This window comes from Agrobacterium bohemicum, assembly GCF_002896715.1.
In the GTDB taxonomy this organism is placed as follows: domain Bacteria; phylum Pseudomonadota; class Alphaproteobacteria; order Rhizobiales; family Rhizobiaceae; genus Agrobacterium; species Agrobacterium bohemicum.
In genome coordinates this window covers 75445-96359 of sequence record NZ_PGEL01000017.1, presented here as the reverse complement: position 1 = coordinate 96359, position 20915 = coordinate 75445, and the positions used below count along the sequence as shown (strand labels likewise).

The following is a 20915-nucleotide window of genomic DNA, read 5'->3' as shown; positions in this document are numbered from 1 at the left end:
CACTTAAAAGAAGGCGCATTGTCGCTGATATCAAATAGTGTCGCCATAGGTCCGCAGGACGAGGCCTAAGTCGCTTTCCTTGGCAGCCTTTTTGATCGTAGCAATTTCGCCGCCGATCCGCTCCGGGTCGCCAATAATCAAGCCCTTGGAAAGTTGAAGAACGCCGATGGAGCAGCGCATCAGCGCAAAGTCCCGCTCATTGCCAAACCGGTCGTGGCCTTTGATCTGTCCTGCGGCACGGTCTTCTTCCGAATAAAGCCCGACGACATCATCATGGAAATCGCTGAGCAGCCTTCCTAGAATTTCCGTGACCTCGTCCATCGTCCAGCCACGCACGCCAATGAAGAAGTCATCGCCGCCGATATGGCCGAGGAAGCAATCGCCTGAGAAGAAATAGCGCTTCATCAATGCTGAAAACAGCGTGATGGCGTGGTCACCGACATGGAAGCCGTATTTATCGTTGAAGGGTTTGAAATTGTCGAAATCGCAATAGCAGAAAAAGCGGTTGTCGTCGCTATCGCTGCAACTGTCTTCGATAAAGCTGCTGATGGCGCGGTTGCCGGGCAGGGCCGTCAGCGGGTTTTGTTCTTGCGCTAGCTTCAATTGCTTTTCGTTGATGACCTTGATCAGCGATGCAGCGGAGACAACGCCGATATAGCGCATGTTTTCGGTCAGAATAACGCAGGCACTGCCGCCCGTATTGGCAAACACATTCATCAACTGGTCCGCGTCCGCATCCAGCCCGACGATGGGCGCTCCATCCACGAAATGGGAAATCGTTCGCTCATAGACTTTGTTTTNCAGCAGGTCGCGACCGAAGGGCTGGTAGATATATTCCTTAAGATGATGCTCGTTGATGACACCGCGCGGCTCGCCATTGGCGTTGAGAACCGGAAAAAACGCCTGCGCCGGGTTACGACGAAACAGCTCGAACACGCTGTCGATGCTGTCGTTTTCGTAAACCGTCGGCAGACGCTCGATCTGACGGCGGATGAGAATTTCATCCAGCGTCTGGCTGCTGCGGCGGGTCTCACCAAGATGCTGGAGATGTGGAAAGCCAGTCTGCAATTCGCTAACGAAGGTCGTTGGTCGCGAAATGAACCAGCCCTGCACCAGATCGACACCGTGTTCACGGCACGCCAGAAACTCGGCCTCGGTCTCGATGCCTTCTGCAATCACCCGAACGCCCAGAACATGGGCGATGTTGACGATGTTCTTCACCAGGTGGCGCTTGCGCGGATTGCGGTCCACACCTGAAATAAAGTAGCGATCGATCTTCAGATAATCGACCGGGAAGTCACATAGAAGCTTCATCTCGCCGTGGCCGACACCGAAGTCGTCGATGGCCAGCTTGAAGCCCTCCTTGCGCATGCGGGCAATCAACGCGTTGAACTCCGGCACGCTGGTATTGTCGAAACGTTCGGAAAGCTCGAAGCAGATGGATGATGGTGGAATAGACGCTTTGGCCAGATGTTCCAGCAGCTTGTCGAGAATGGTATTGCCGTGCGGGATGAGCCTGACGTCGAGATTGAGAAAGAGGGTGGCCGATGCAAATTCCGGCAATGTCGAGAATTTTGCCAGCGCCCGCCCGACCAGCATCTGCTCCACCGTCAGCAATTGCCCATCGGCTTCTATATGGTCCAGAAGGTCGAGAGGGCTGGAAAAGCCGATGCGGTCAAACCCGCGCATGAGAGACTCGTAACCAAATACGGTTCCGGTTGTTGCCTCGACAATGGGTTGAAATGCGGTTTCCAGCACGAGCTTCGCCATGGATGCCATTTGCCCGCTGGCAAACCGCCGTATGACATCTGGGTCGATCGCCGTCGACATGATAATCTTCTCCACCGACGCGCCCATTTCTGTGATTTGGCAGGCGCTTTTGGGTGGGACAATGGCGAATAGTCATCAACAAACACTTTATTGTTGATGAAGCTTTTTNGAAATTTTTATGACGCGAACGCGAAGTGCTAAAACAGCCATCGCAAAGGTGCTTCGGGGTGTCAGCCGTGTCGTCTTTTTGCGCTGTGTGCGGCGTAAAGTTCTGCAACGTTCAGATGCTCGCTCATTGGCGAGGAATGGTCCTGGCGCTTTGAAACGTCGCTTCTGACCGCAGTCTCCACCCAAAGGCGAAGGGCTGCACGAACGACTTCACTTCCGGAAGCATACTCCCCGCTATCGACCGCGTCGCGCATCTTCGCTGCCTGCTCTGGGGAAATGGATACAGTTACCATCGGCATCGTGTTTCTCCCTGTTTGACAGTTATCGCCCGGCAATCATGTCCGAGGCAAATCCATCATGGCCATCTTAAATGCTCGTCACTGGCCAGTCGTGAACGGGCTTTATTGTTTGTATATTAGCACAGATGTGTGGTGCACCCGAAGGAACGCCCATCTCCGTTTTAGGTTCCAGATGAATGTTCGTTTTGCGAAAGTAAAAAATACGGAAAAAACCGCCGTGTGACCAAAGGGCGTGCGCTGGTGTCACCGAATATCGAGCGAATGCCAAGGATCATGCTTGCGACCTATCATTNGCCAGTGATCGCAGACTAACACATTTGCAGTATCGGGCAAGTTTCAAGGAGACAATGAAATGGCGCAAAGAACACATTTGCGTGTCGCATTTATTATTGATTGATCAGTCAATCAATAATAAATTGCCACCAAAGGAGAGTGGTGATGCCGAAACTTGGAATGGAGCCTTTGCGCAAGAAGGCCCTGATGGATGCAGCATTACGCACCATCGGGCAGCAGGGTTCATTGAATGTGACAATGTCGGACATCGCACGCGAGGCGGGGGTATCTGCGGCACTCGCACATCACTATTTTGGCAGCAAGCAACAGCTTTTGCTCGAAACCATCCGCAGTCTGCTGCGCGCTCTTCACCACGATGCCGTTGCCGCGCTCGGCCAGTCCTCGGGGCCACGCGCACGGTTGAGCGCCATCGTGCGCGTGTCATTCCAAAGCAATCAGTTCACCAATGAAACGGTCGCGGCCTGGTTGGCCTTCTACGTGGAGGCGCAACGCTCCCACCAGATGCGCCGCCTGCTTGTCATCTATAACAGACGTTTGCGGTCCAACATTGTGGATAGTCTTAACCGACTCTGCCCACCTGATGATGCTGCCCGCATTGCAGAGGGAGCCGCAGCCCTGATCGACGGCCTCTATATTCGACACAGCCTTCAAGCTGCGCCACTTGGTATTTCCGCCGCACCTGCGCTGGTGGAGAATTACTTCGACACGCAGCTCAAACCTTTCGTTGACGCCAAGCCGTCCATTCGCATTTNGTAAGGATCCTATCATGACATTGAGAGCCCAGCCGAAAGCATCGCATTTCATCGATGGAGATTATGTCGAAGATGGCAATGGTGCGGTTTTCGACAGTCTCTATCCTGCGACAGGTGAGGTCATCGCAAGGCTGCACGCAGCCACTCCCGCCATCGTGGAGCGCGCCATCGCTTCCGCCAAGCGCGCGCAGAAGGAATGGGCAGCCATGAGCCCCACCGCGCGCGGCCGCATCCTGCGCCGGGCCGCCGATATCATCCGTGAGCGTAACCGCGCGCTGTCTGAGCTTGAAACGCTGGATACCGGCAAGCCCATTCAGGAAACAATCGTCGCGGATTCGACCTCCGGCGCAGATTGTTTCGAGTTTTNCGGCGGCATCGCGCCCTCGGCACTGAACGGCGATTACATTCCTTTGGGCGGCGATTTCGCCTATACAAAGCGCGTGCCGCTGGGCGTTTGCGTTGGTATCGGTGCATGGAACTACCCGCAGCAGATCGCCTGCTGGAAGGCGGCGCCTGCGCTGGTTGCCGGCAACGCCATGGTGTTCAAGCCTTCGGAAAACACGCCGCTTGGTGCGCTGAAAATCGCTGAAATTCTGGTGGAAGCCGGTTTGCCCAAGGGTCTGTTCAACGTCATTCAGGGCGACAGGGACACCGGCCCTCTGCTGGTCAATCACCCGGATGTCGCCAAGGTGTCGCTGACCGGTTCAGTTCCCACGGGCCGCAAAGTGGCCGCTGCGGCTGCCGGACATCTGAAGCACGTCACGATGGAACTCGGCGGTAAGTCTCCGCTGATTGTGTTCGATGATGCCGATATCGAAAGCGCCGTCGGCGGGGCGATGCTGGGCAATTTCTATTCGTCCGGCCAGGTCTGCTCCAACGGTACCCGCGTTTTCGTACAGCGGGGCGCAAAGCAGCGCTTTCTCGAAAACCTCAAANGCCGCACCGACGTGATGGTGATCGGCGATCCCATGGATGAGGCAACACAAATCGGCCCGCTGGTATCCAAGGCGCAGCAGGAAAAGGTGCTGGCCTATATGGAAAAGGGCAAGGCAGAGGGTGCCACGCTCATCACCGGTGGTGGCATTCCCAACAATGTTGCGGGTGAGGGTGCCTATGTGCAGCCCACGGTCTTNGCCGATGTGACCGACGACATGACCATCGCCCGCGAGGAAATCTTCGGGCCGGTCATGTGCGTTCTGGATTTCGATGATGAAGACGAGGTCATAGCCCGCGCCAACGCCACCGAGTTCGGCCTGGCCGGGGGCGTTTTCACCGCCGACATCACCCGCGCCCACCGCGTTGTCGATCAACTGGAGGCGGGCACGTTGTGGATCAATACCTACAATCTCTGCCCCGTTGAGATGCCTTTTGGCGGGTCCAAGCAATCAGGGTTCGGACGTGAAAATTCTGCGGCAGCGCTTAGTCATTATAGTGAATTGAAGACGGTTTACGTGGCGACGGGCAAGGTGGATGCGCCGTATTGATTTGGTTGTTGGAGGGGGTGAGCTTGCGCAGACCTTCGATTGTGGAAAGAACTTGAAATGCAAAACGCAGATTTCGTTATCGTCGGTTCCGGTTCCGCAGGCTCTGCGTTAGCCTATCGCCTGTCAGAAGACGGCAAATATTCGGTCATCGTCATTGAGGCGGGCGGTTCAGATTTCGGACCGTTTATTCAGATGCCAGCAGCCCTTGCATGGCCGATGAGCATGAAACGCTACAATTGGGGTTATTACTCGGAGCCGGAGCCGAACCTCAACAACCGCCGCATCACCGCGCCGCGTGGCAAGGTCATCGGTGGGTCGTCTTCCATCAACGGTCTTGTCTATGTTCGCGGCCACGCGGAGGATTTTAACCGGTGGGAAGAGCTTGGCGCCCACGGCTGGTCCTATGCGGATGTGTTGCCATACTTCAAACGCATGGAACACAGCCATGGCGGCGAAGAGGGCTGGCGTGGCACGGATGGACCGCTTCATGTGCAGCGCGGGCCAGTTACGAACCCGCTATTTCATGCCTTCGTACAAGCAGGGGCGCAGGCCGGTTTTGAACTGACGGAAGATTATAACGGCTCCAAGCAGGAGGGCTTTGGCCTGATGGAGCAGACCATCCACAATGGTCGCCGCTGGTCTGCCGCCAACGCCTATCTGCGGCCCGCACTGAAACGCGGCAATGTTACGCTGGTGCGTGGCTTTGCGCGCAAGGTGGTCATCGAAANTGGTCGTGCCACCGGTGTCGAGATCGAGCGCCGAGGCGTGGTGGAAACGATACGCGCGAACCGTGAGGCCATCGTTTCTGCCTCATCCTTCAACTCACCCAAGCTGCTGATGCTCTCGGGCATCGGCCCGGCGCAACATTTGCGGGATATGGGCATCGAAGTGAAGGCGGATCGCCCCGGCGTAGGGGCAAATCTTCAGGACCATATGGAGTTTTATTTCCAGCAGGTCTCCACCAAGCCAGTGTCGCTCTATTCTTGGTTGCCATGGTTCTGGCAGGGCGTTGCAGGTGCGCAATGGCTGGTGACGAAGGGTGGGCTGGGCGCTTCCAACCAGTTCGAGGCCTGCGCCTTTCTGCGCTCCGAACCGGGTTTGAAACAGCCAGATATCCAGTTCCACTTCCTGCCCGTCGCCATCTCCTATGATGGCAAGGCGGCCGCGAAAAGCCATGGTTTTCAGGTGCATGTCGGCTTCAACCTGTCGAAATCACGCGGCGATGTCACGCTGCGTTCGTCCGATCCGAAAGATGATCCAATCATCCGCTTCAACTATATGAGCCACGCCGAAGACTGGGAAAAATTCCGCCATTGCGTGCGCCTGACACGGGATATCTTTAGCCAGAAGGCGTTCGATGATTATCGCGGACCAGAGATCCAACCGGGAGAAGCTGTGCAGTCCGATGAAGACATCGACGCTTTTCTGCGAGAACATTTGGAAAGTGCCTATCACCCTTGTGGCACCTGCAGGATGGGCGACCGCAACGATCCGATGGCTGTGGTCGATCCCGAATGCCGGGTCATCGGCGTGGATGGCCTTCGAGTAGCAGACAGCTCGATTTTCCCGCATGTCACCTATGGCAACCTCAACGGCCCTTCGATCATGACCGGTGAGAAAGCAGCGGACCATATTTTGGGGAGACAGCCGCTGCCGCGCTCCAATCAGGAGCCGTGGGTTAATCCGCGTGCGGCGGTGAGCGACCGGTAGGACTTAGTAGTAATCGTCTTCGCGCTGGTGGCGAATGGTAAGGATGGAGACGGTTTCTGTGTCCTCGATTTCGATAAGGGCAATATAGCCTGATGAACCAAAGGGTATCAAAAGCTCTCGACGCCGCCCGTTGTCGCCAATAGTTTTTCGTGTCGCGAAAGGAAATTCCTTGAGGCTTTCTATGGTGCTGATTATTTTATCGAGGGCTTTTTCCGCTGTGGAGAAATCTTTTTCCAGAAGAAATTGATAGAGCCGCGTGATGTCGTCTCTGGCGGAGATCGTGTATCGAAGATTGAAACTCAACGGCCAAGCTCTGCCTTTTTAGCTGCAAGCATTGCCCGCAACTCCGCATGAACTTCATCTGCTGAATAATAAACGCCTGTTCGTTCGGCCTCTTCCAATGACGCAAGCCCGCGCGCGATGAACTCAGCCTGAGATTTCCGTATTTCGACCTGACGTCGTACCGAATCCTCCACGAACGACGAGAGCGTTTCACCCTCCTTCAAAACGCTTTCGGCTGCTTCGCGAAAATCCGAGGTTACCCTCAGTGACGGTATCGTTGAGCTTTTCATAGCTGGCTCCATGCATTGCAATTGCGATGCGTGATCCTGCGCTATTCCCGGGCGATTGTCAAAGACGAGGTTGCAATCGTGGTCTGTCAGTCCGATAAGTGAGCCCTCTCCCCGGACGACAGAAAAGTTGCCATGCCTTCCAAATACAAGAAAATGAAAATGTTTCGCCGCTCCCGCGTCATGTGGGGTTCGTGGCGTGTGTGGAAACCGCGTGCTGTGTTCTGGACCGGCGCTCTGGCCGTCGGTGTCATCAGCGTCGCTTTCGCGAAGATGGCGGATTGGGCGCAGCATCTGTTCTTTTCCGTCACCTCGTCGGGAGAGTGGGCCTTTCTTCTACCGCTGATCATCACGCCGCTCGGCTTTGCACTCTGTGCGTGGCTTGCGATCACAGTGTTTCCAAACTCCGGCGGCAGCGGCATTCCGCAGGCGATTGCGGCGCGGCACTTTCATGATGACGAGGACCGGTCACGACTGCTGTCTCTGAAACTCGCCGTTGGCAAANTCGTGCTGACGATTGCCGGGCTTCTCTCTGGCGCATCCATTGGGCGTGAGGGGCCAACCGTGCAGGTGGGCGCATCGATCATGCTTCAGGCGGCACGCATCGGCGGCATGGCGCAGGCGCGGGGATTGATCCTCGCCGGTTCCGCTGCGGGCATCGCCGCCGCGTTCAACACGCCCTTGGCTGGTATCGTTTTCGCCATCGAGGAAATGAGCCGGACCTATGAGGCGCGCTCCAACGGTCTGGTCCTGACCGCCGTCATCCTGTCCGGCTTGGCGTCGCTGGGTCTGGTCGGCACCTACACCTATTTCGGCACAAGCACCGTTGTAGCCCAGACGGCGGCGGATTGGGGGCTGGTGCTGGTCTGCGGCATCGGTGGCGGTGTGTTCGGCGCGCTGTTCAGCGCCGGTGCGCTGAAAGCATCACAACGGGTTCGTCGCTGGAGCCATAGCGTGCCGCTGAAGCGGATGTTGATCGTTGCCGCCGGTTGTGGCCTTGGCTCCGCCATCATCGGCGTGGCAACGGGTGGTGCGACCTTCGGCACCGGATACGAGCAGGCGCGTGCCGCAATCGAGGGGCAGGGCGCTCCAACTTTCTTCTTCCTCGAAAAGCTGGCTTCTACGTTTCTGGCCATGATGTCGGGCATTCCCGGCGGTATTTTCGCGCCCTCGCTATCCGTTGGGGCAGGTTTCGGCAGCACGGTCGCGTCCGTTCTCGGCACCAGTGTCGGGCTAGGAGCGATCCTCGGCATGGCCGGATATTTCGCCGGCGTCGTACAGGCACCGATGACGGCTTTTGTCATTATTCTTGAAATGACCGGCAATCATGAGGCCGTCATCCCGATCATGGCGGCATCGATGCTGGGGTATTTGACATCGCGGATGATCTCAGCAGAGCCACTTTATCACGGCCTGTCACGCATTTTNATCGCACAGGGCATCCGTGCCAAGCGCGCGCACCGCGCGGCAGAAGATCACACACCCAGCTGAGAACCCGTGCCGAAGTAGCCCAGCCCCGGTATTTTGATGCCGGGGTTTACGATGTCGATCCCTGCGACGAGGCCAAGGAAATTCACCTCAAGGCCGCTTCTGGCACCTGCGGAGACGCCGAAGAAACCGCCAAGCGAAATGCTGACGTCTTTCCAGTCGTCCGCGACGTGGATAAATTCTCCATTGGGCAGATAATCGCGCCCGACGGCATCGGGCGGCAGCACGACGCCCAGTTCCGGCACTTGGCGCAACACATGCGCCACGAAGGTGTTTGAGTTTGGACCCGGATAAATGCGGTAGCCGCCTGGCTTTCCATAGGGGTAATCGGCGATGGCCTGCTCGACTTTCGGGATCAGCCGTTCGGCTTCATCGCCGTGTAATTCCAGGACACGCCGCGGCATGTTGGAATACCAGTATGCATCGGGCGCATAAGCGTTGCGGCGTATCGGCGTGCCCCATCCAACCTTGTCGTAGCGCTCGTAGCTGGATGCCCCTTCTTTTTNCACCACGATCCAGGCATGGCTGGCAAGCGAGCCCTTAAGGCCGCCGGTCATTGCCGAATAGACGTAGATCGCAGCCGGTTTGTCCGCTGGCGCTTCCGGGAGAATACCCGCAGATGACCAGCGCGCGTTGCGATAGCCAGTCGGGTGCTCCTTCATGGCCCAAAGCCCGGCCGAGGCCAGCGCGGGCAGGAGGTAGATGACGAAAACAGCAATTAAAAAGCGTTTGGCGAATTTCAATGAGGCAACCTCGTGCATCGGTGCGGCGATTCATCTAAACAGCGATTTCAATTTCGTATTTTTTGAGGCCGAAGCCATGCACAACCCCGTTACCGTCGAAGTCCTCAGAGGAAATCTCGTTGAAAGCCGCCATCGCGGCATGGCCGTGGTGATGGATGGCGCAGGCGATGTCGTGTTCTCGGCAGGTGACGTGGATGGCGGCGTGTTTCCACGCTCTGCCTGCAAGGCGATGCAGGCGCTTCCTCTGGTAGAAAGCGGCGCGGCGGATGCCTATGGCTTCGGGGATAGAGAACTGGCGTTCGCCTGCGCGTCCCATTCGGGTGAAGATGCCCATGTGCAGCTTGCGGCAAGTATGTTGGCAAAGGCGGGTAAGGACGTGGAGACGCTGGAGTGCGGCGCGCATTGGTCTTCCGATCAGAAGACAATCATCCACCAGGCCCGCACGCTGGAAAAACCATCGGCACTTCACAACAATTGCTCGGGCAAGCATTCCGGCTTCATCTGCACCTGTGCCCACACAGGCATGGAAACGAAGGGCTATGTCGATTACGACCATCCCNTGCAGGCCGAAATACGCTCGACGATGGAAAGCCTGACGGGCGCCGCTATCGGTCATGACAATTGCGGGGTCGATGGCTGCTCTATTCCGACCTACGCCATTCCGCTGAAAGGTCTGGCACATGGCTTTGCCAAGATGGTGACGGGGCAGGGGCTGGAACAGGCGCGCGCAAAAGCCTCACGCCGGTTGATCGACGCTTGCATGGCCCAACCCTTTTACGTGGCTGGAACGGGTCGGACCTGCACGAAGCTGATGGAAATTGCTCCGGGTCAAATCTTCGCCAAAACCGGTGCTGAGGGCGTGTTCGTTGCCGCCCTGCCGCAGCAGGGCATCGCGATGGTGGTCAAATGCGAGGACGGTACGACGCGCGCGGCAGAAGCCATGATTGCGGCTTTGCTGGCGCGTTACTTTGAAANGGACAGCTCGGAACAGCAGGCGCTGTTGAGCATGGCAAACCGTTCCATGAAAAACTGGAACGGCATCCATGTCGGCGACATCAGAGTGACCACCCGCCTGTAGACGGGGTCAGGCTGCTTCGATGTTGCGAGCGTCCCACATGGCCCTGAAGGCGGGGCGGGACTGGCAGCGTTCCAGCCAGGCCTTGACCGATGGGTTGGCATCGAACAGGGCAGGATGCCCCTGCGCGTAGCGCACGACCTCGGCGGCATTGATATCGGCGACGCTGAACCGGTTGCCGACCAGATAGTCTGTGCTGGAAAGATGCTGCTCGAGAACCTTGAACGGTCGGCGCAACATGCGCGCTGCCACTTCGATCACGGTCTGGCCGGCTTCGCTGTTTGCCAGTCCTTCCGCAACCGTGGAAGAAATCTTCAGGGCGTTCGTCTCGATTTCGGTTGCTGAGAAGAAGGACCACTGCATCATTTGCGCGTCCTCGACCAAATCTGCCGGGGCAAGCGGTGTGCTATACTTGCGCGCCAGATACAGGTTGATCGCCATTGACTCGTAGAGAACCATCCCGTCATCGTCTATGCAGGGAATGGTGCCCATGGGGTTGATGGCAAGATAGGACGGCGTCAGCGTGTTGACCGGTGCATCCGTGGCGAGCGGATCGCTGAGGCGTCTGGCCTGAATGACCGGCATATGCTTGAACTCAAGCCCGAGTTCTCCAGCCAGCCACAGCGTGCGGGTGGCACGGGAGCGATAAACGCCATAGATCGTCAACATTCGCAATTTCCTCTTGTTTCTGAGGGTAACCTATTGCTGCGATTTGCAAAACGGAAGCTGGAATATCACGGCCTCGTGTGATTTTTNCTGATTACTTGATGCATCTTTNGATTGCATTTGAAGTAAAATAGAGTTATTTGCGGTTATATTGCACCCATGTTGTTCAGGTATAAATCTACTTCCAAATGCGGACAGTGTTACGGCTTATTTTAATCGAGCATAAGTACGTTTGCTCTATTGTCGTCATGGCTGATCGATGTCTGTGAACTATGGTTTACTGCCGATCGGAGCAATGAAAANTGGGGAAGAGTAGCGTTGGTGGGGGTCGTTGCGCAATGCGTGAAGAAAATGGCGCTCGTTCACTGAACGTGCAAACATTGGCGACGGATTTGCTCAAGACTGGCCTGTCCGATTCGAGATTATCATACCTGCTCGACAACATACCCGAGATGGTTTTCATTAAAGATATTGAAGGCCGTTACAGCTACATGAATGCGGCTGCATTTGCTTGTCTTGGCCACGAGGTGGACTTCATCCAAGGCCGACAACTGACCATATTCGATATGGCCCCGCCGGATGTCGCGCGTCGTATCGACGCGATGGACAGCCAAATCATGGCAACGGGTCAAGGGCTTTACGATGCCGAAGAGCGCGTCGCCAAGGACGGGCACGTTCGCTGGTACTCGGGAACTCGTATCCCCATCCGCAATGACAGAGGCGATGTTATCGGCCTGGCGGGCATTTCACGCGATATTACCGCCGCAAAATGGCAGGAAACCCTGCGCCGCAGCCACGCTGCACTTCTGGAAATGATCGTGCATGGTGAGCCATTGCCAAACATACTGGAAGCCATCGTTACGACGGTAGAAAACCTGCTGGATAATCTTACGGGCTCCATTCTACTTGTAGAGCAGGATCGGCTGCGAACCGGCGCTGCACAATCTCTTCCGCAAAGCTACACATCGGTGATCGACGGTTTGGAGATTGGCCCCATGGTCGGTTCGTGCGGGACAGCGGCATGGCGCCGCGACGCCGTCTATGTCAGCGATACGTTTCAGGATCCGCTTTGGAAGGATTTCGTTGAAATCGCCATGCGCCACGGACTTCGTTCGTGCTGGTCAACGCCAATCATGGGGAACAACGGCGTGTTGCTGGGCACATTCGCGCTTTACTCCGGCATGGTGCGGGAGCCGTCCGCGATCGAAAANGAAATCATCGAGATGGCAACCAATATCGCTGGCATTGCGATAGACCGTCGTCGCATCGAAGAGCGCGTCCATTACATGGCGCATCACGACCCGCTGACGGGGCTTTCCAACAGAAACGTGTTCTGGACGCAATTTCGTCGCGCCATTCATGAGGCGAAGCGCGAAANCAGGCTGGTGGCCATCACCTATATCGATCTCGATAATTTTAAGCAGATCAACGACCTTTATGGGCACGCTGCCGGAGACGAGGTTCTACGCAATCTGGCTGCGCGCATCACCGGTTGTATCAGGGCGTCCGATATTGCCGTGAGGCTGGGTGGTGACGAATTTGCGATCATATTCAGCAATCCCAGACATGACGAGCACGGCATAATGCGGAGGCTCGAAAGCATCCGTGAACGTGCGGCTGAGCCGATTGCACTGGAGAACAGCTCCATCACCGTCACCTGTTCATCCGGTACTGCTTTCTATCCAGGTGATGGCGAGACGCCGGAAGCCCTGCTGGCAAAGGCCGACGCGGCCATGTACGAAGCCAAGAAGAACGGCCGCAACACAGTGCGCGTCTTCGAACAGTGTTTCGGGGCAGGTATCTGACAAGGAACAAAAACTGCGGCTTAGCGTAGATTGTCGGGTTTTGCTGCGGCCATCAACGCCATGACATCGGGAGCAAGGCGCTTTTCGAACTTCTCGATAAAGCGATCGAACAATCTGGCAAATTCCGCAACATCCTCGCTTGGCCAGTCGCTGACCACTTCGCGGATAATACTGATCTTTGCGTTGCGCATCTCCTCCAGAATGCTTTGGCCAAGTGGTGTGATATCGATGACGCTGCGTCGTCCGTCTTCCTGAGAAGCCTCTCTTTNGATCAGGCCGCGTCCCACCATTTCGGCCACCACACGGCTGCCGCGAGACGGGTCCAGCCGCATCGCTTCGGCTATTGCGCCCACCGTCACCACCCCGCCCGCACGGTGGACGATATCCAGAACATCGATATGCGACAGCTCCAGCTCTGGCGCCAGCTTGGCAATGGCCATGCGTCCAATGACGCGACGACCGATCATCAGGCGCATGCGGCCCATGGTCTGACTGATCGTCAGAACCTCGTCACGGTCAGTCGGTTCCTGTTTCGAAAGCGATGTCAGCGCATTCATTTCTGCAATTCCCCTGGAGAGTTTGCGAGAGAATATCACAGATTGAGAAATATGCCATTGACACATATGTGCGAAAGGCACATAAATTTCTCATCAAGTGTGAGACCTTCCCATGAATATGGCCGTTACGCCTGTGGCGCCTCTGGTTCCGGATCGCCGCCGCAGGCTCGTTGTGTTTTCTTTCCTCATGTTGGCCATGTTCATGGCGACGCTCGATAACCAGATCGTGTCGACGGCGCTACCGACGATCGTCGGTGAATTCGGCGCGCTGGAACGGTTCGGCTGGATCGGCTCCGCCTATCTTCTCGCCACCAGCGCCGTCATGCCCGTTTACGGAAAACTGGGTGACCTGTTCGGGCGCAAATACGTCATGATGTCCGCTATCGTCATCTTCACGCTGGGCTCACTGGCCTGCGGATTGGCATGGTCGATGGACTCGCTGATTGCCGCCCGTGTGCTGCAAGGGCTTGGTGGCGGTGGCATCATGGTGTCGATCTTTTCCGTCAACGCAGACCTGTTCGAGGCGCGCGAGAGGGCGCGTTACCAGAGCTATTCTAGCCTCGTCATCATGGCATCGGGCAGCGTTGGCCCCATCCTCGGCGGTACGATGAGCGATCTCTTCGGCTGGCGCTCTATTTTCCTCATCAATCTACCCATCGGCATTGCGGCTCTGATCGGTCTTGCGCTGATGCTGCCCTATCGTCGCCCGGAACGTCAGCCCAAGATCGATTATCTCGGCGCGGTTCTGTTGGCTCTGACGATTTCCAGTGTCGTTCTGTGGGCAGATAGTTCGCAGCTCTTCGGTTCGATATTCGCCTGGGAGAGCCTCTGCATCGTCGCCTTTGCCGTTGTCACCGCCTATCTGTGGGTGCAGGTGGAGCGTCGTGCGCTGGAACCCGTGGTGCCGTTACGGTTGTTCAAGGACAGCACATTTCCGCTGTTCATGATCATCTCGTTGATAAGCGGCGGGCTTGGCATCGGCATGGTCAATTATTACGCGCTGTTCTTGCAAACGACGACCGGCCTTTCGCCATCATCTGCCGGGCTTTTCTTCATCGCCATCACCGGCGGCATCGTCATGGGCTCGCTGACGGCGGGCCGCCTGATTTCGATCACGGGCAGTTACAAGATATTCTCGGTCATCAGTCTTTNCATAGGGGTTGTCGCAATGCTGTCTCTTTCGCAGATGCACGCCGGCACACCGCTCTACATCATAGCGATCATTCTGTTTGCGCAGGGACTTGGCGTGGGTTTAGGACAGCAGGCTCCGATCATTGCGGTTCAGAATTCGGCTCCGAAAGCCGACATCGGTGCGGCAAGCGGGGCGGTGGCGTTGACACGCATGGGCGGTGCTGCAATTGCAATCTCCGTCTATGGTGCCATCATTTCCTCCAACCTCAAGGGCGGTGGTGTCGATATTCCGGGCGTGGGCAAGATTCAGGAATTGACGCCGAAGATGCTGTCCGAACTTCGCGCAGCCTCACAAAGCGCCGTTGCAAGTCTTTATGCGGGCGCCTTCACGCCGCTATTTTACGCAGCAGCAGCGACAGCGGCCATCGGGCTGATCGCGGCGTTGGCCTTGAAAAACGTCAAACTGCCAGCGGCAGCCGTCGAAAAGCCTGCTGCCGCGGTTGAGTAACGGCAAGCGCTGAAAATCTTACGGGGCGAGGAACGTGTCGCTGCGGCAAGCGTTTCCTCGTCCAAAGCCGTGAATGATTGCGCATATGAAGCCAGAGAAACTTCTCAGCCCGACGCCAAAAGGGCTCTACTGCCCTGTCGGCGATTTCTATGTTGATCCTGTGCGGCCCGTGCCACGGGCGCTCATCACCCACGGTCATTCCGACCACGCCCGAGCCGGTCATGAAAAGGTTCTGGCGACGCGCCAGACGCTGGATATCATGCGCATCCGCTACGGCGACGACTTCACCTGCAGCGAGCAGGCCATCGGCTTTGGCGAGACGGTAGAGATCAACGGCGTCACGGTTGGCTTTCACCCCGCCGGCCACGTTCTTGGTTCGGCGCAGATTTCCATCGAACATGACGGCATGCGTATCGTTGCATCCGGTGATTACAAGCGCGGTATCGACCCCACCTGCGCGCCATTTGAGCCGGTGCCGTGCGATGTCTTCATTACCGAAGCGACATTCGGACTACCGGTTTNCCATCATCCCAAACCCGGGCGCGAGATGGCCAAGCTTCTGACATCGATCAAGCAGTTCCCGGAACGCACCCATCTCGTCGGTGCTTACTCGCTCGGCAAGGCGCAACGGGTGCTGCGGCTGTTGCGAGATAACAGATATTCCGAGCCGGTTTATATTCACGGCGCGCTCGCCAAGCTGTGTGACTATTATGTTTCCCAAGGCATCGACCTCGGAGATCTGCGTCCCGCCACGCTGGAAANGAGCAATCCGGCCCAGTTCAAAGGTGCCATCGTCGTCGGCCCACCGTCCGCTTTNCAGGAGAAGTGGGCCCGCCGCTTCAACGAGCCGCTGATTTCCTTTGCGTCAGGCTGGATGATGGTGCGCCAGCGCGCCAAGCAAGGCGGGGTAGAGTTGCCGCTCGTCATCTCTGACCATTGTGACTGGCCCGAACTGCTGGAAACCATCAAGGAAGTTGCGCCGTCTCAAGTCTGGGTCACGCATGGCCGCGAGGAGGCTTTGGTGCGTTGGTGCGAGTTGCAGGGCATTCCGGCACGGCCTCTGCATCTGGTGGGCTATGAGGATGAGGGGGATTGATGGTGCAGAATTTGCGGCTTACCCCCNTCTGTCCTGCCGGACATCTCCCCTACAAGGAGGGAGATCAGCCAATCGTATGCTCCGCACTTAATTCGCAGCCTTCAAGATGGGCGAAAGGTTTCAACGAGTCGATCTCCCCACCTGTGGGGGAGATGTCCGGCAGGACAGAGGGGGGTATCCCACCCACAGTTCCCAACGTCGGGGAGCGCCACCTCCCATGAAACCCTTCGCAACCCTCCTCGACCGCCTCGTCCTTACCCCATCCCGAAACGGCAAACTCAAGTTGCTGACGGACTACTTCCGCGACACGCCAGACCCCGACCGCGGTTACGGTCTTGCCGCCATTGCAGGCACGCTCGACCTCAAGAGCGTCAAGCCCGCCATGCTGCGCGAGCTGGTGCTGGAGCGCATGGACGATGTGCTGTTTCGTTATTCCTACGATTACGTGGGCGATCTGGCCGAAACCATCGCGCTGGTCTGGGACACCAGCCAGAATGCCGACGTACCGCAGGCGGATGATCCCGGCCTTGGTGAGATCGTTGACCTGATGAACTCGCTGGGCCGAACCGAGGTTCGCTCTGCCGTGCGCGATTTACTGGACAGGCTGGAAACATCCTCTCGGTTTGCTTTTCTCAAGCTCGTCACGGGTGGTTTACGTATCGGCGTATCCGCTCGTCTGGCCCGCCAGGCGCTGGCGGATTTCGGGGGCAGGGATATCACCGAGATCGAAACCTTGTGGCATGGCCTGACGCCCCCNTATGAACCTCTATTTGCCTGGCTGGAAGGCGAGGCAGAGCGCCCCGTTCTGGCCACACCTGCCATTTTCCACTCCGTTATGTTGTCCACGCCGGTTGGCGATAACGACCTGCAAANTCTCGATCCACAGGACTTCGTTGCCGAATGGAAGTGGGATGGCATCCGTGTTCAGCTGTCCCGTTCCGGCGAAACGAGGAAACTCTACTCCCGCTCCGGCGACGATATTTCGGGCACGTTCCCCGATGTGCTGGAACGCATCAATTTCGAAGGCGTGATGGATGGCGAGTTGCTGATCGGTGGCACGGCACGTTCCAACATCGCCACGCGCACATTTTCCGATCTCCAGCAGCGATTGAACCGCAAAACGGTCACGGGTCGCATGCTGGAGGAATATCCCGCCTTTATCCGCGCCTATGACCTTTTGTTCGAGGGCGAAGAAGACATCCGCGCACAGACCTTTCTTAAGCGTCGCCAGAAGCTCGAACACATCATCGAAAATGCCCNGCATGACCGATTCGACCTGTCGCCGCTGGTGCCCTTTTCCAGCTGGGATGAGCTGGAAACCCTGCGGAAAGCCCCGCCCGATCCCGTCATCGAGGGCGTCATGATCAAGCGCAAGGACAGCGTCTATCAGGCTGGTCGTGCCAAGGGACCTTGGTTCAAATGGAAGCGCGATCCCTTCAATATCGATGCCGTGATGATGTATGCGCAGCGCGGGCACGGCAAACGTTCCAGCTATTACTCGGATTTCACCTTCGGCGTCTGGGCAGACAATGATGGAGGCGAGCAACTGGTGCCTGTTGGCAAAGCCTATTTCGGCTTTACCGATGCGGAACTGGAAGTGCTCGACAAGTTCGTGCGCGACAACACGGTCGAGCGCTTCGGCCCCGTTCGTGCCGTTCGCGCTACCCCGGAATTCGGCTTCGTACTTGAAGTGGCCTTTGAAGGCATCAACCGCTCCAATCGCCACAAATCCGGTGTCGCCATGCGGTTTCCCCGCATTGCAAGGCTGAGGGCCGACAAATTACCGTCCGAAGCTGACAGGCTCGCCACACTTATGGCGATGATTGATGAGAAATCCGGATAGATTGTCGTCCATTTNCTCGAAACAGGGAGTGGACAACTGAATAGGTCGATGGTGAAATTGAAATGTGCGCAACGTTGTTCCGGGTCATCGCATATGCCAGATAAATGCTCTCTCTCTTCCGATGTCGTTTCCAGACCCATCACGCGCCGCACGCTTCTGGCGGGTGCAGCAGGATTTTCGGCCTCGGCATTTCTCGTTCCGCAGGCCCATGCCAGCCTGACGATGCCTGCTACAATGCCGCTGGAAGATATTGATTACGCGGCCGCACGCAGGCGGTTCCGTACGCACCTCTTGCGCAAGATTTCCGCGCCGGAGAAATCCTCGCCGCTCGGCACGCCCCAGAATGGTGTGCGCGTGACGTATCCCGGAGGGCCGAACGGCTCCATCGAGCTTGTCGCGTGGCTGTCGAATTATACGCCGTCCAAAACGCTGAAACCCGCAGTCCTTTTTCTTCATGGCGGCAACGCGACGGGTGACGGTCACTGGGCGTTGATGAAGCCCTATTGGGAGGCGGGCTTCGTCGTGCTGCTGCCGTCTTTCCGGGGTGAGAATGGCCAGAAAGGCAATTATTCCGGCTTTTACGATGAGACATCCGATGCGCTGGCGGCGGCGTCCTATCTCGAAAATCTTCCGGGGATCGATCAGGACCGCCTGTTCCTCGCGGGCCATTCCAACGGCGGCACCCTCACGCTGCTGGCCTCTATGACACGCAAGTTTCGCGCTGCCGTGCCAATGTCGGCGGGCGTCAATTCCTGGCGCTATTTTAATCGTTATTCTGACGAGCTTTGCTTCGATGATGGCAACCCGCAAGAGTTCATCATGCGCTCGTCGGTCTGTTTCGGACCCAGCCTGAAATGCCCGACCTTGCTGTTGCGTGGCACTGAGGAACGCCCCTTCGATGCCGACCATAAGCTTTTGATGGAGCGCGTCCGCTCGGCAGGAATGCAGATCGACCACAAGCTTTTGCCGGGCAATCACAATGGTGTTGTGCCGGGTGCGGTGGTGGAGAGCATTCGTTTCTTCAACCAGTTTGCCTGATAGCAACCCGAACTGACCATTCCTCCAGCTTCGCGCCAGCCGGGCACGTCATTGTTGCGCCAACGATGACTCCCTGTGAAGCGGTTCAATGACAGTTCTATCCCTTAAAAACTGCCGTCGCCTTGCGTCTTTTGCTGTGCTGGCGCTTCTTCCGCTTCTGGGCGGCTGCCTTTTCGTGACCGACACGAGCCGGATGAACCCGGATGTGTTCGTGCGCGAAACCGCGCCTGTGTTCAATTACAACAATGTCGGCTCCATTCCGCGCCCGCCGTTGCCGCCGACACCCGGTTCGATTAACAGCCGTCCGCCGGATCTTTTCCGTTCGCAATTCCAGCAGCTTTACGGTCCTCCGTCCACCGCACGGCCAACGGGTTCCGGTCTGTCTCCTGCCTATAGCGGTAACACGGTCGGTTATGGCCTGCCGGTTTCCAATCCGTTGCATCGCGCCATATATGGTCAGGTCAGCGATGAAGGTCACACGCTGCCTGCCATTCCCTATGCTCGCGTCGATCCACGCTTTCTGCGCCAGGAAGTCAGCTACCAGACAGCCGAAGCGCCCGGCACGATCGTGGTCGATACCAAGCAGCATTTCCTTTATCTCGTGCAGTCGGGCGGCACCGCCGTTCGTTACGGTGTCGGTCTTGGTCGAGATGGTTACGCCTGGGCCGGTCGCGGCAAGATACAATGGAAAACGAAATGGCCGCGCTGGACGCCGCCGGATGAGATGGTTCAGCGGCAACCGGAGCTGGCTTCGATTTCCGCTGCCAATGGCGGCATGATCCCCGGCCTCAACAATCCGCTCGGTGCCCGGGCGCTTTACATTTTCAAGGACGGCAAGGATACGCTTTATCGTGTCCACGGCACGCCGGACTGGCAGTCTGTCGGAAAGGCAACGTCATCCGGCTGCGTGCGCATGCTCAATCAGGATGTCATCGATCTCTATGATCGCGTGCCGCAGGGCGCGCCGATTGTGGTTATTTGATCACGCGCCCGAAGAATGGTCGACAAATAGGGCTATGTTGCAGACGCGCAACTGGCCTTTAGGTATGTATTAACCACTATACCAATACTTGATCTGTCGCGGAACAAACGACGTACAGCGAGATTGATGGATGGTTCTGCAAACCCGCGTAACATCCGCCCCAGTCGCTTCGATGTGAGAAAAACGGCCTTATGATGAGCACCGACACTGACTTTTCCAGACGTACCTTCCTTTCCCTTCTTGGCCTCTCCTCTGCATCGCTTCTGGCGGGCTGCGCCTCTTCCGGCGTCAGACCCTTCAACAGCGTTGAGCCGGGCAGCCTTGCCAGTAACTTTGCGGGCGATTTCCGCTCGATGTTCGCTGGCGGCATTTCCGATGCAGAGCTTGCCGTCATGTACGGTACCGTCGAGGATGGCGGCTATGTCATTCCCGCGATTCCCTACCAGAAGATCGATCGTCGCTATTATCGCCAGCGCGTTGTCGATCCGACCGGCGAGCCAGCAGGCACCATCGTCGTGGATACGCGCTCGCGTTTCCTTTACGTGGTCGAACCCGGTGGTTCCGCCATGCGCTACGGCGTCGGCATCGGCCGCGAAGGTTTCGCATGGTCGGGCGAGGGTGTCATCCAATGGCGTCAGAAGTGGCCAAAGTGGACACCACCAGACGAAATGGTGGCCCGCCAGCCAGAACTGGTCAAGTTCTCCTCTAGGAACGGTGGCATGCCACCAGGCCTGAAGAACCCGCTCGGCGCGCGCGCGCTCTACATCTTCCAGAACGGCAAGGACACGCTGTACCGTCTCCACGGTTCGCCGGAATGGAACTCCATCGGCAAGGCCGTCTCTTCCGGCTGCGTGCGACTGATGAACCAGGACATCATCGACCTCTACGAACGCGTGCCGAACAAGGCGCGGGTGGTTGTCTGGCAGTAAANCGGTTT

19 protein-coding genes are annotated in these 20915 nt (G+C 57.3%); 12 read left to right on the top strand and 7 right to left on the bottom strand.

The window, feature by feature from the left end:
* Positions 1 to 30 precede the first annotated feature (30 nt).
* Both CUC55_RS03290 and CUC55_RS03285 read right to left on the bottom strand, forming a co-directional pair.
* Positions 31 to 1830, bottom strand: a complete 1800-nt coding sequence (locus CUC55_RS03290; RefSeq protein ID WP_425352722.1) for a GGDEF domain-containing protein — start codon at positions 1828 to 1830, stop codon at positions 31 to 33.
* A gap of 170 nt (positions 1831 to 2000) precedes the next feature.
* Positions 2001 to 2237 (bottom strand): ribbon-helix-helix domain-containing protein, encoded by a 237-nt coding sequence (locus tag CUC55_RS03285; RefSeq protein ID WP_067651685.1) that lies wholly within the window; start codon positions 2235 to 2237, stop codon positions 2001 to 2003.
* Positions 2238 to 2675: 438 nt separating this feature from the next.
* On the opposite strand from CUC55_RS03285, the gene betI reads away from it, so the two are divergent.
* The 3 genes from betI to betA all read left to right on the top strand — a co-directional run bounded on the left by betI (position 2676) and on the right by betA (position 6477).
* On the top strand, positions 2676 to 3287 hold the full coding sequence (gene betI / locus CUC55_RS03280) for a transcriptional regulator BetI (protein WP_103086954.1): 612 nt from the start codon (positions 2676 to 2678) through the stop codon (positions 3285 to 3287).
* 16 nt (positions 3288 to 3303) lie between these two features.
* Positions 3304 to 4767 (top strand): betaine-aldehyde dehydrogenase, encoded by a 1464-nt coding sequence (gene betB / locus CUC55_RS03275; protein ID WP_210200654.1) that lies wholly within the window; start codon positions 3304 to 3306, stop codon positions 4765 to 4767.
* A 57-nt stretch (positions 4768 to 4824) separates the two neighbouring features.
* The gene (gene betA / locus CUC55_RS03270) at positions 4825 to 6477 is read left to right on the top strand and encodes a choline dehydrogenase (RefSeq protein WP_103086953.1); all 1653 of its coding nucleotides are present in this window, start codon (positions 4825 to 4827) and stop codon (positions 6475 to 6477) included.
* Between the two features lie 3 nt (positions 6478 to 6480).
* On the opposite strand, the gene CUC55_RS03265 is transcribed toward betA, so the two are convergent.
* Positions 6481 to 6780: a type II toxin-antitoxin system RelE/ParE family toxin gene (locus tag CUC55_RS03265; protein ID WP_067651696.1), complete on the bottom strand. Its 300-nt coding sequence runs from the start codon at positions 6778 to 6780 to the stop codon at positions 6481 to 6483.
* Complete coding sequence (locus tag CUC55_RS03260) at positions 6777 to 7049, bottom strand: YlcI/YnfO family protein (RefSeq protein ID WP_067651699.1); 273 nt, start codon at positions 7047 to 7049, stop codon at positions 6777 to 6779. The genes CUC55_RS03265 and CUC55_RS03260 overlap by 4 nt, the downstream gene beginning before the upstream one ends.
* 132 nt (positions 7050 to 7181) lie before the next feature.
* On the opposite strand from CUC55_RS03260, the gene CUC55_RS03255 reads away from it, so the two are divergent.
* Positions 7182 to 8537 (top strand): chloride channel protein, encoded by a 1356-nt coding sequence (locus CUC55_RS03255; RefSeq protein ID WP_170063813.1) that lies wholly within the window; start codon positions 7182 to 7184, stop codon positions 8535 to 8537.
* Here the strand turns inward: CUC55_RS03255 and CUC55_RS03250 are convergent.
* Positions 8522 to 9277, bottom strand: a complete 756-nt coding sequence (locus CUC55_RS03250) for a DUF3750 domain-containing protein (protein WP_170063812.1) — start codon at positions 9275 to 9277, stop codon at positions 8522 to 8524. The genes CUC55_RS03255 and CUC55_RS03250 overlap by 16 nt on opposite strands.
* Before the next feature lie 76 nt (positions 9278 to 9353).
* Between CUC55_RS03250 and CUC55_RS03245 the strand changes: the two genes are divergently transcribed.
* Positions 9354 to 10355, top strand: a complete 1002-nt coding sequence (locus CUC55_RS03245) for an asparaginase (RefSeq protein ID WP_103087021.1) — start codon at positions 9354 to 9356, stop codon at positions 10353 to 10355.
* A gap of 6 nt (positions 10356 to 10361) precedes the next feature.
* On the opposite strand, the gene CUC55_RS03240 is transcribed toward CUC55_RS03245, so the two are convergent.
* Positions 10362 to 11021, bottom strand: a complete 660-nt coding sequence (locus tag CUC55_RS03240) for a glutathione S-transferase family protein (protein WP_067651708.1) — start codon at positions 11019 to 11021, stop codon at positions 10362 to 10364.
* A gap of 335 nt (positions 11022 to 11356) precedes the next feature.
* On the opposite strand from CUC55_RS03240, the gene CUC55_RS03235 reads away from it, so the two are divergent.
* Complete coding sequence (locus tag CUC55_RS03235; RefSeq protein WP_103086951.1) at positions 11357 to 12823, top strand: sensor domain-containing protein; 1467 nt, start codon at positions 11357 to 11359, stop codon at positions 12821 to 12823.
* Between the two features lie 20 nt (positions 12824 to 12843).
* On the opposite strand, the gene CUC55_RS03230 is transcribed toward CUC55_RS03235, so the two are convergent.
* Entirely contained in the window at positions 12844 to 13380 is a 537-nt protein-coding gene (locus CUC55_RS03230; RefSeq protein WP_103086950.1) for a MarR family winged helix-turn-helix transcriptional regulator, read from the bottom strand.
* Between the two features lie 112 nt (positions 13381 to 13492).
* On the opposite strand from CUC55_RS03230, the gene CUC55_RS03225 reads away from it, so the two are divergent.
* The 6 genes from CUC55_RS03225 to CUC55_RS03195 all read left to right on the top strand — a co-directional run bounded on the left by CUC55_RS03225 (position 13493) and on the right by CUC55_RS03195 (position 20907).
* Positions 13493 to 15019, top strand: a complete 1527-nt coding sequence (locus CUC55_RS03225) for an MDR family MFS transporter (protein WP_170063811.1) — start codon at positions 13493 to 13495, stop codon at positions 15017 to 15019.
* 85 nt (positions 15020 to 15104) lie between these two features.
* Positions 15105 to 16115, top strand: coding sequence for a ligase-associated DNA damage response exonuclease (locus CUC55_RS03220; protein WP_103087019.1), 1011 nt, complete (start codon positions 15105 to 15107; stop codon positions 16113 to 16115).
* A 217-nt stretch (positions 16116 to 16332) separates the two neighbouring features.
* On the top strand, positions 16333 to 17958 hold the full coding sequence (locus CUC55_RS03210) for a cisplatin damage response ATP-dependent DNA ligase (protein WP_103086948.1): 1626 nt from the start codon (positions 16333 to 16335) through the stop codon (positions 17956 to 17958).
* Positions 17959 to 18051: 93 nt separating this feature from the next.
* Complete coding sequence (locus CUC55_RS03205; RefSeq protein WP_067651722.1) at positions 18052 to 18996, top strand: alpha/beta hydrolase family protein; 945 nt, start codon at positions 18052 to 18054, stop codon at positions 18994 to 18996.
* Positions 18997 to 19084: 88 nt separating this feature from the next.
* Entirely contained in the window at positions 19085 to 19978 is an 894-nt protein-coding gene (locus CUC55_RS03200; protein WP_067651725.1) for a L,D-transpeptidase, read from the top strand.
* Positions 19979 to 20169: 191 nt separating this feature from the next.
* Positions 20170 to 20907 carry a L,D-transpeptidase gene (locus tag CUC55_RS03195; RefSeq protein ID WP_082760303.1) on the top strand — a complete coding sequence of 246 codons (738 nt, stop codon included), beginning with the start codon at positions 20170 to 20172 and terminating at the stop codon, positions 20905 to 20907.
* Positions 20908 to 20915: the final 8 nt, after the last annotated feature.

Excerpts from the sequence above, each read along its gene's own strand:
- CUC55_RS03285 (WP_067651685.1), bottom strand. The coding sequence starts at position 2,237 with ATGCCGATGGTAACTGTATCCATTTCCCCAGAGCAGGCAGCGAAGATG.
- CUC55_RS03260 (WP_067651699.1), bottom strand. The coding sequence starts at position 7,049 with ATGAAAAGCTCAACGATACCGTCACTGAGGGTAACCTCGGATTTTCGC.
- CUC55_RS03240 (WP_067651708.1), bottom strand. The coding sequence starts at position 11,021 with ATGTTGACGATCTATGGCGTTTATCGCTCCCGTGCCACCCGCACGCTG.
- CUC55_RS03205 (WP_067651722.1), top strand. The coding sequence starts at position 18,052 with ATGCCAGATAAATGCTCTCTCTCTTCCGATGTCGTTTCCAGACCCATC.
- CUC55_RS03200 (WP_067651725.1), top strand. The coding sequence starts at position 19,085 with ATGACAGTTCTATCCCTTAAAAACTGCCGTCGCCTTGCGTCTTTTGCT.
- CUC55_RS03195 (WP_082760303.1), top strand. The coding sequence starts at position 20,170 with ATGATGAGCACCGACACTGACTTTTCCAGACGTACCTTCCTTTCCCTT.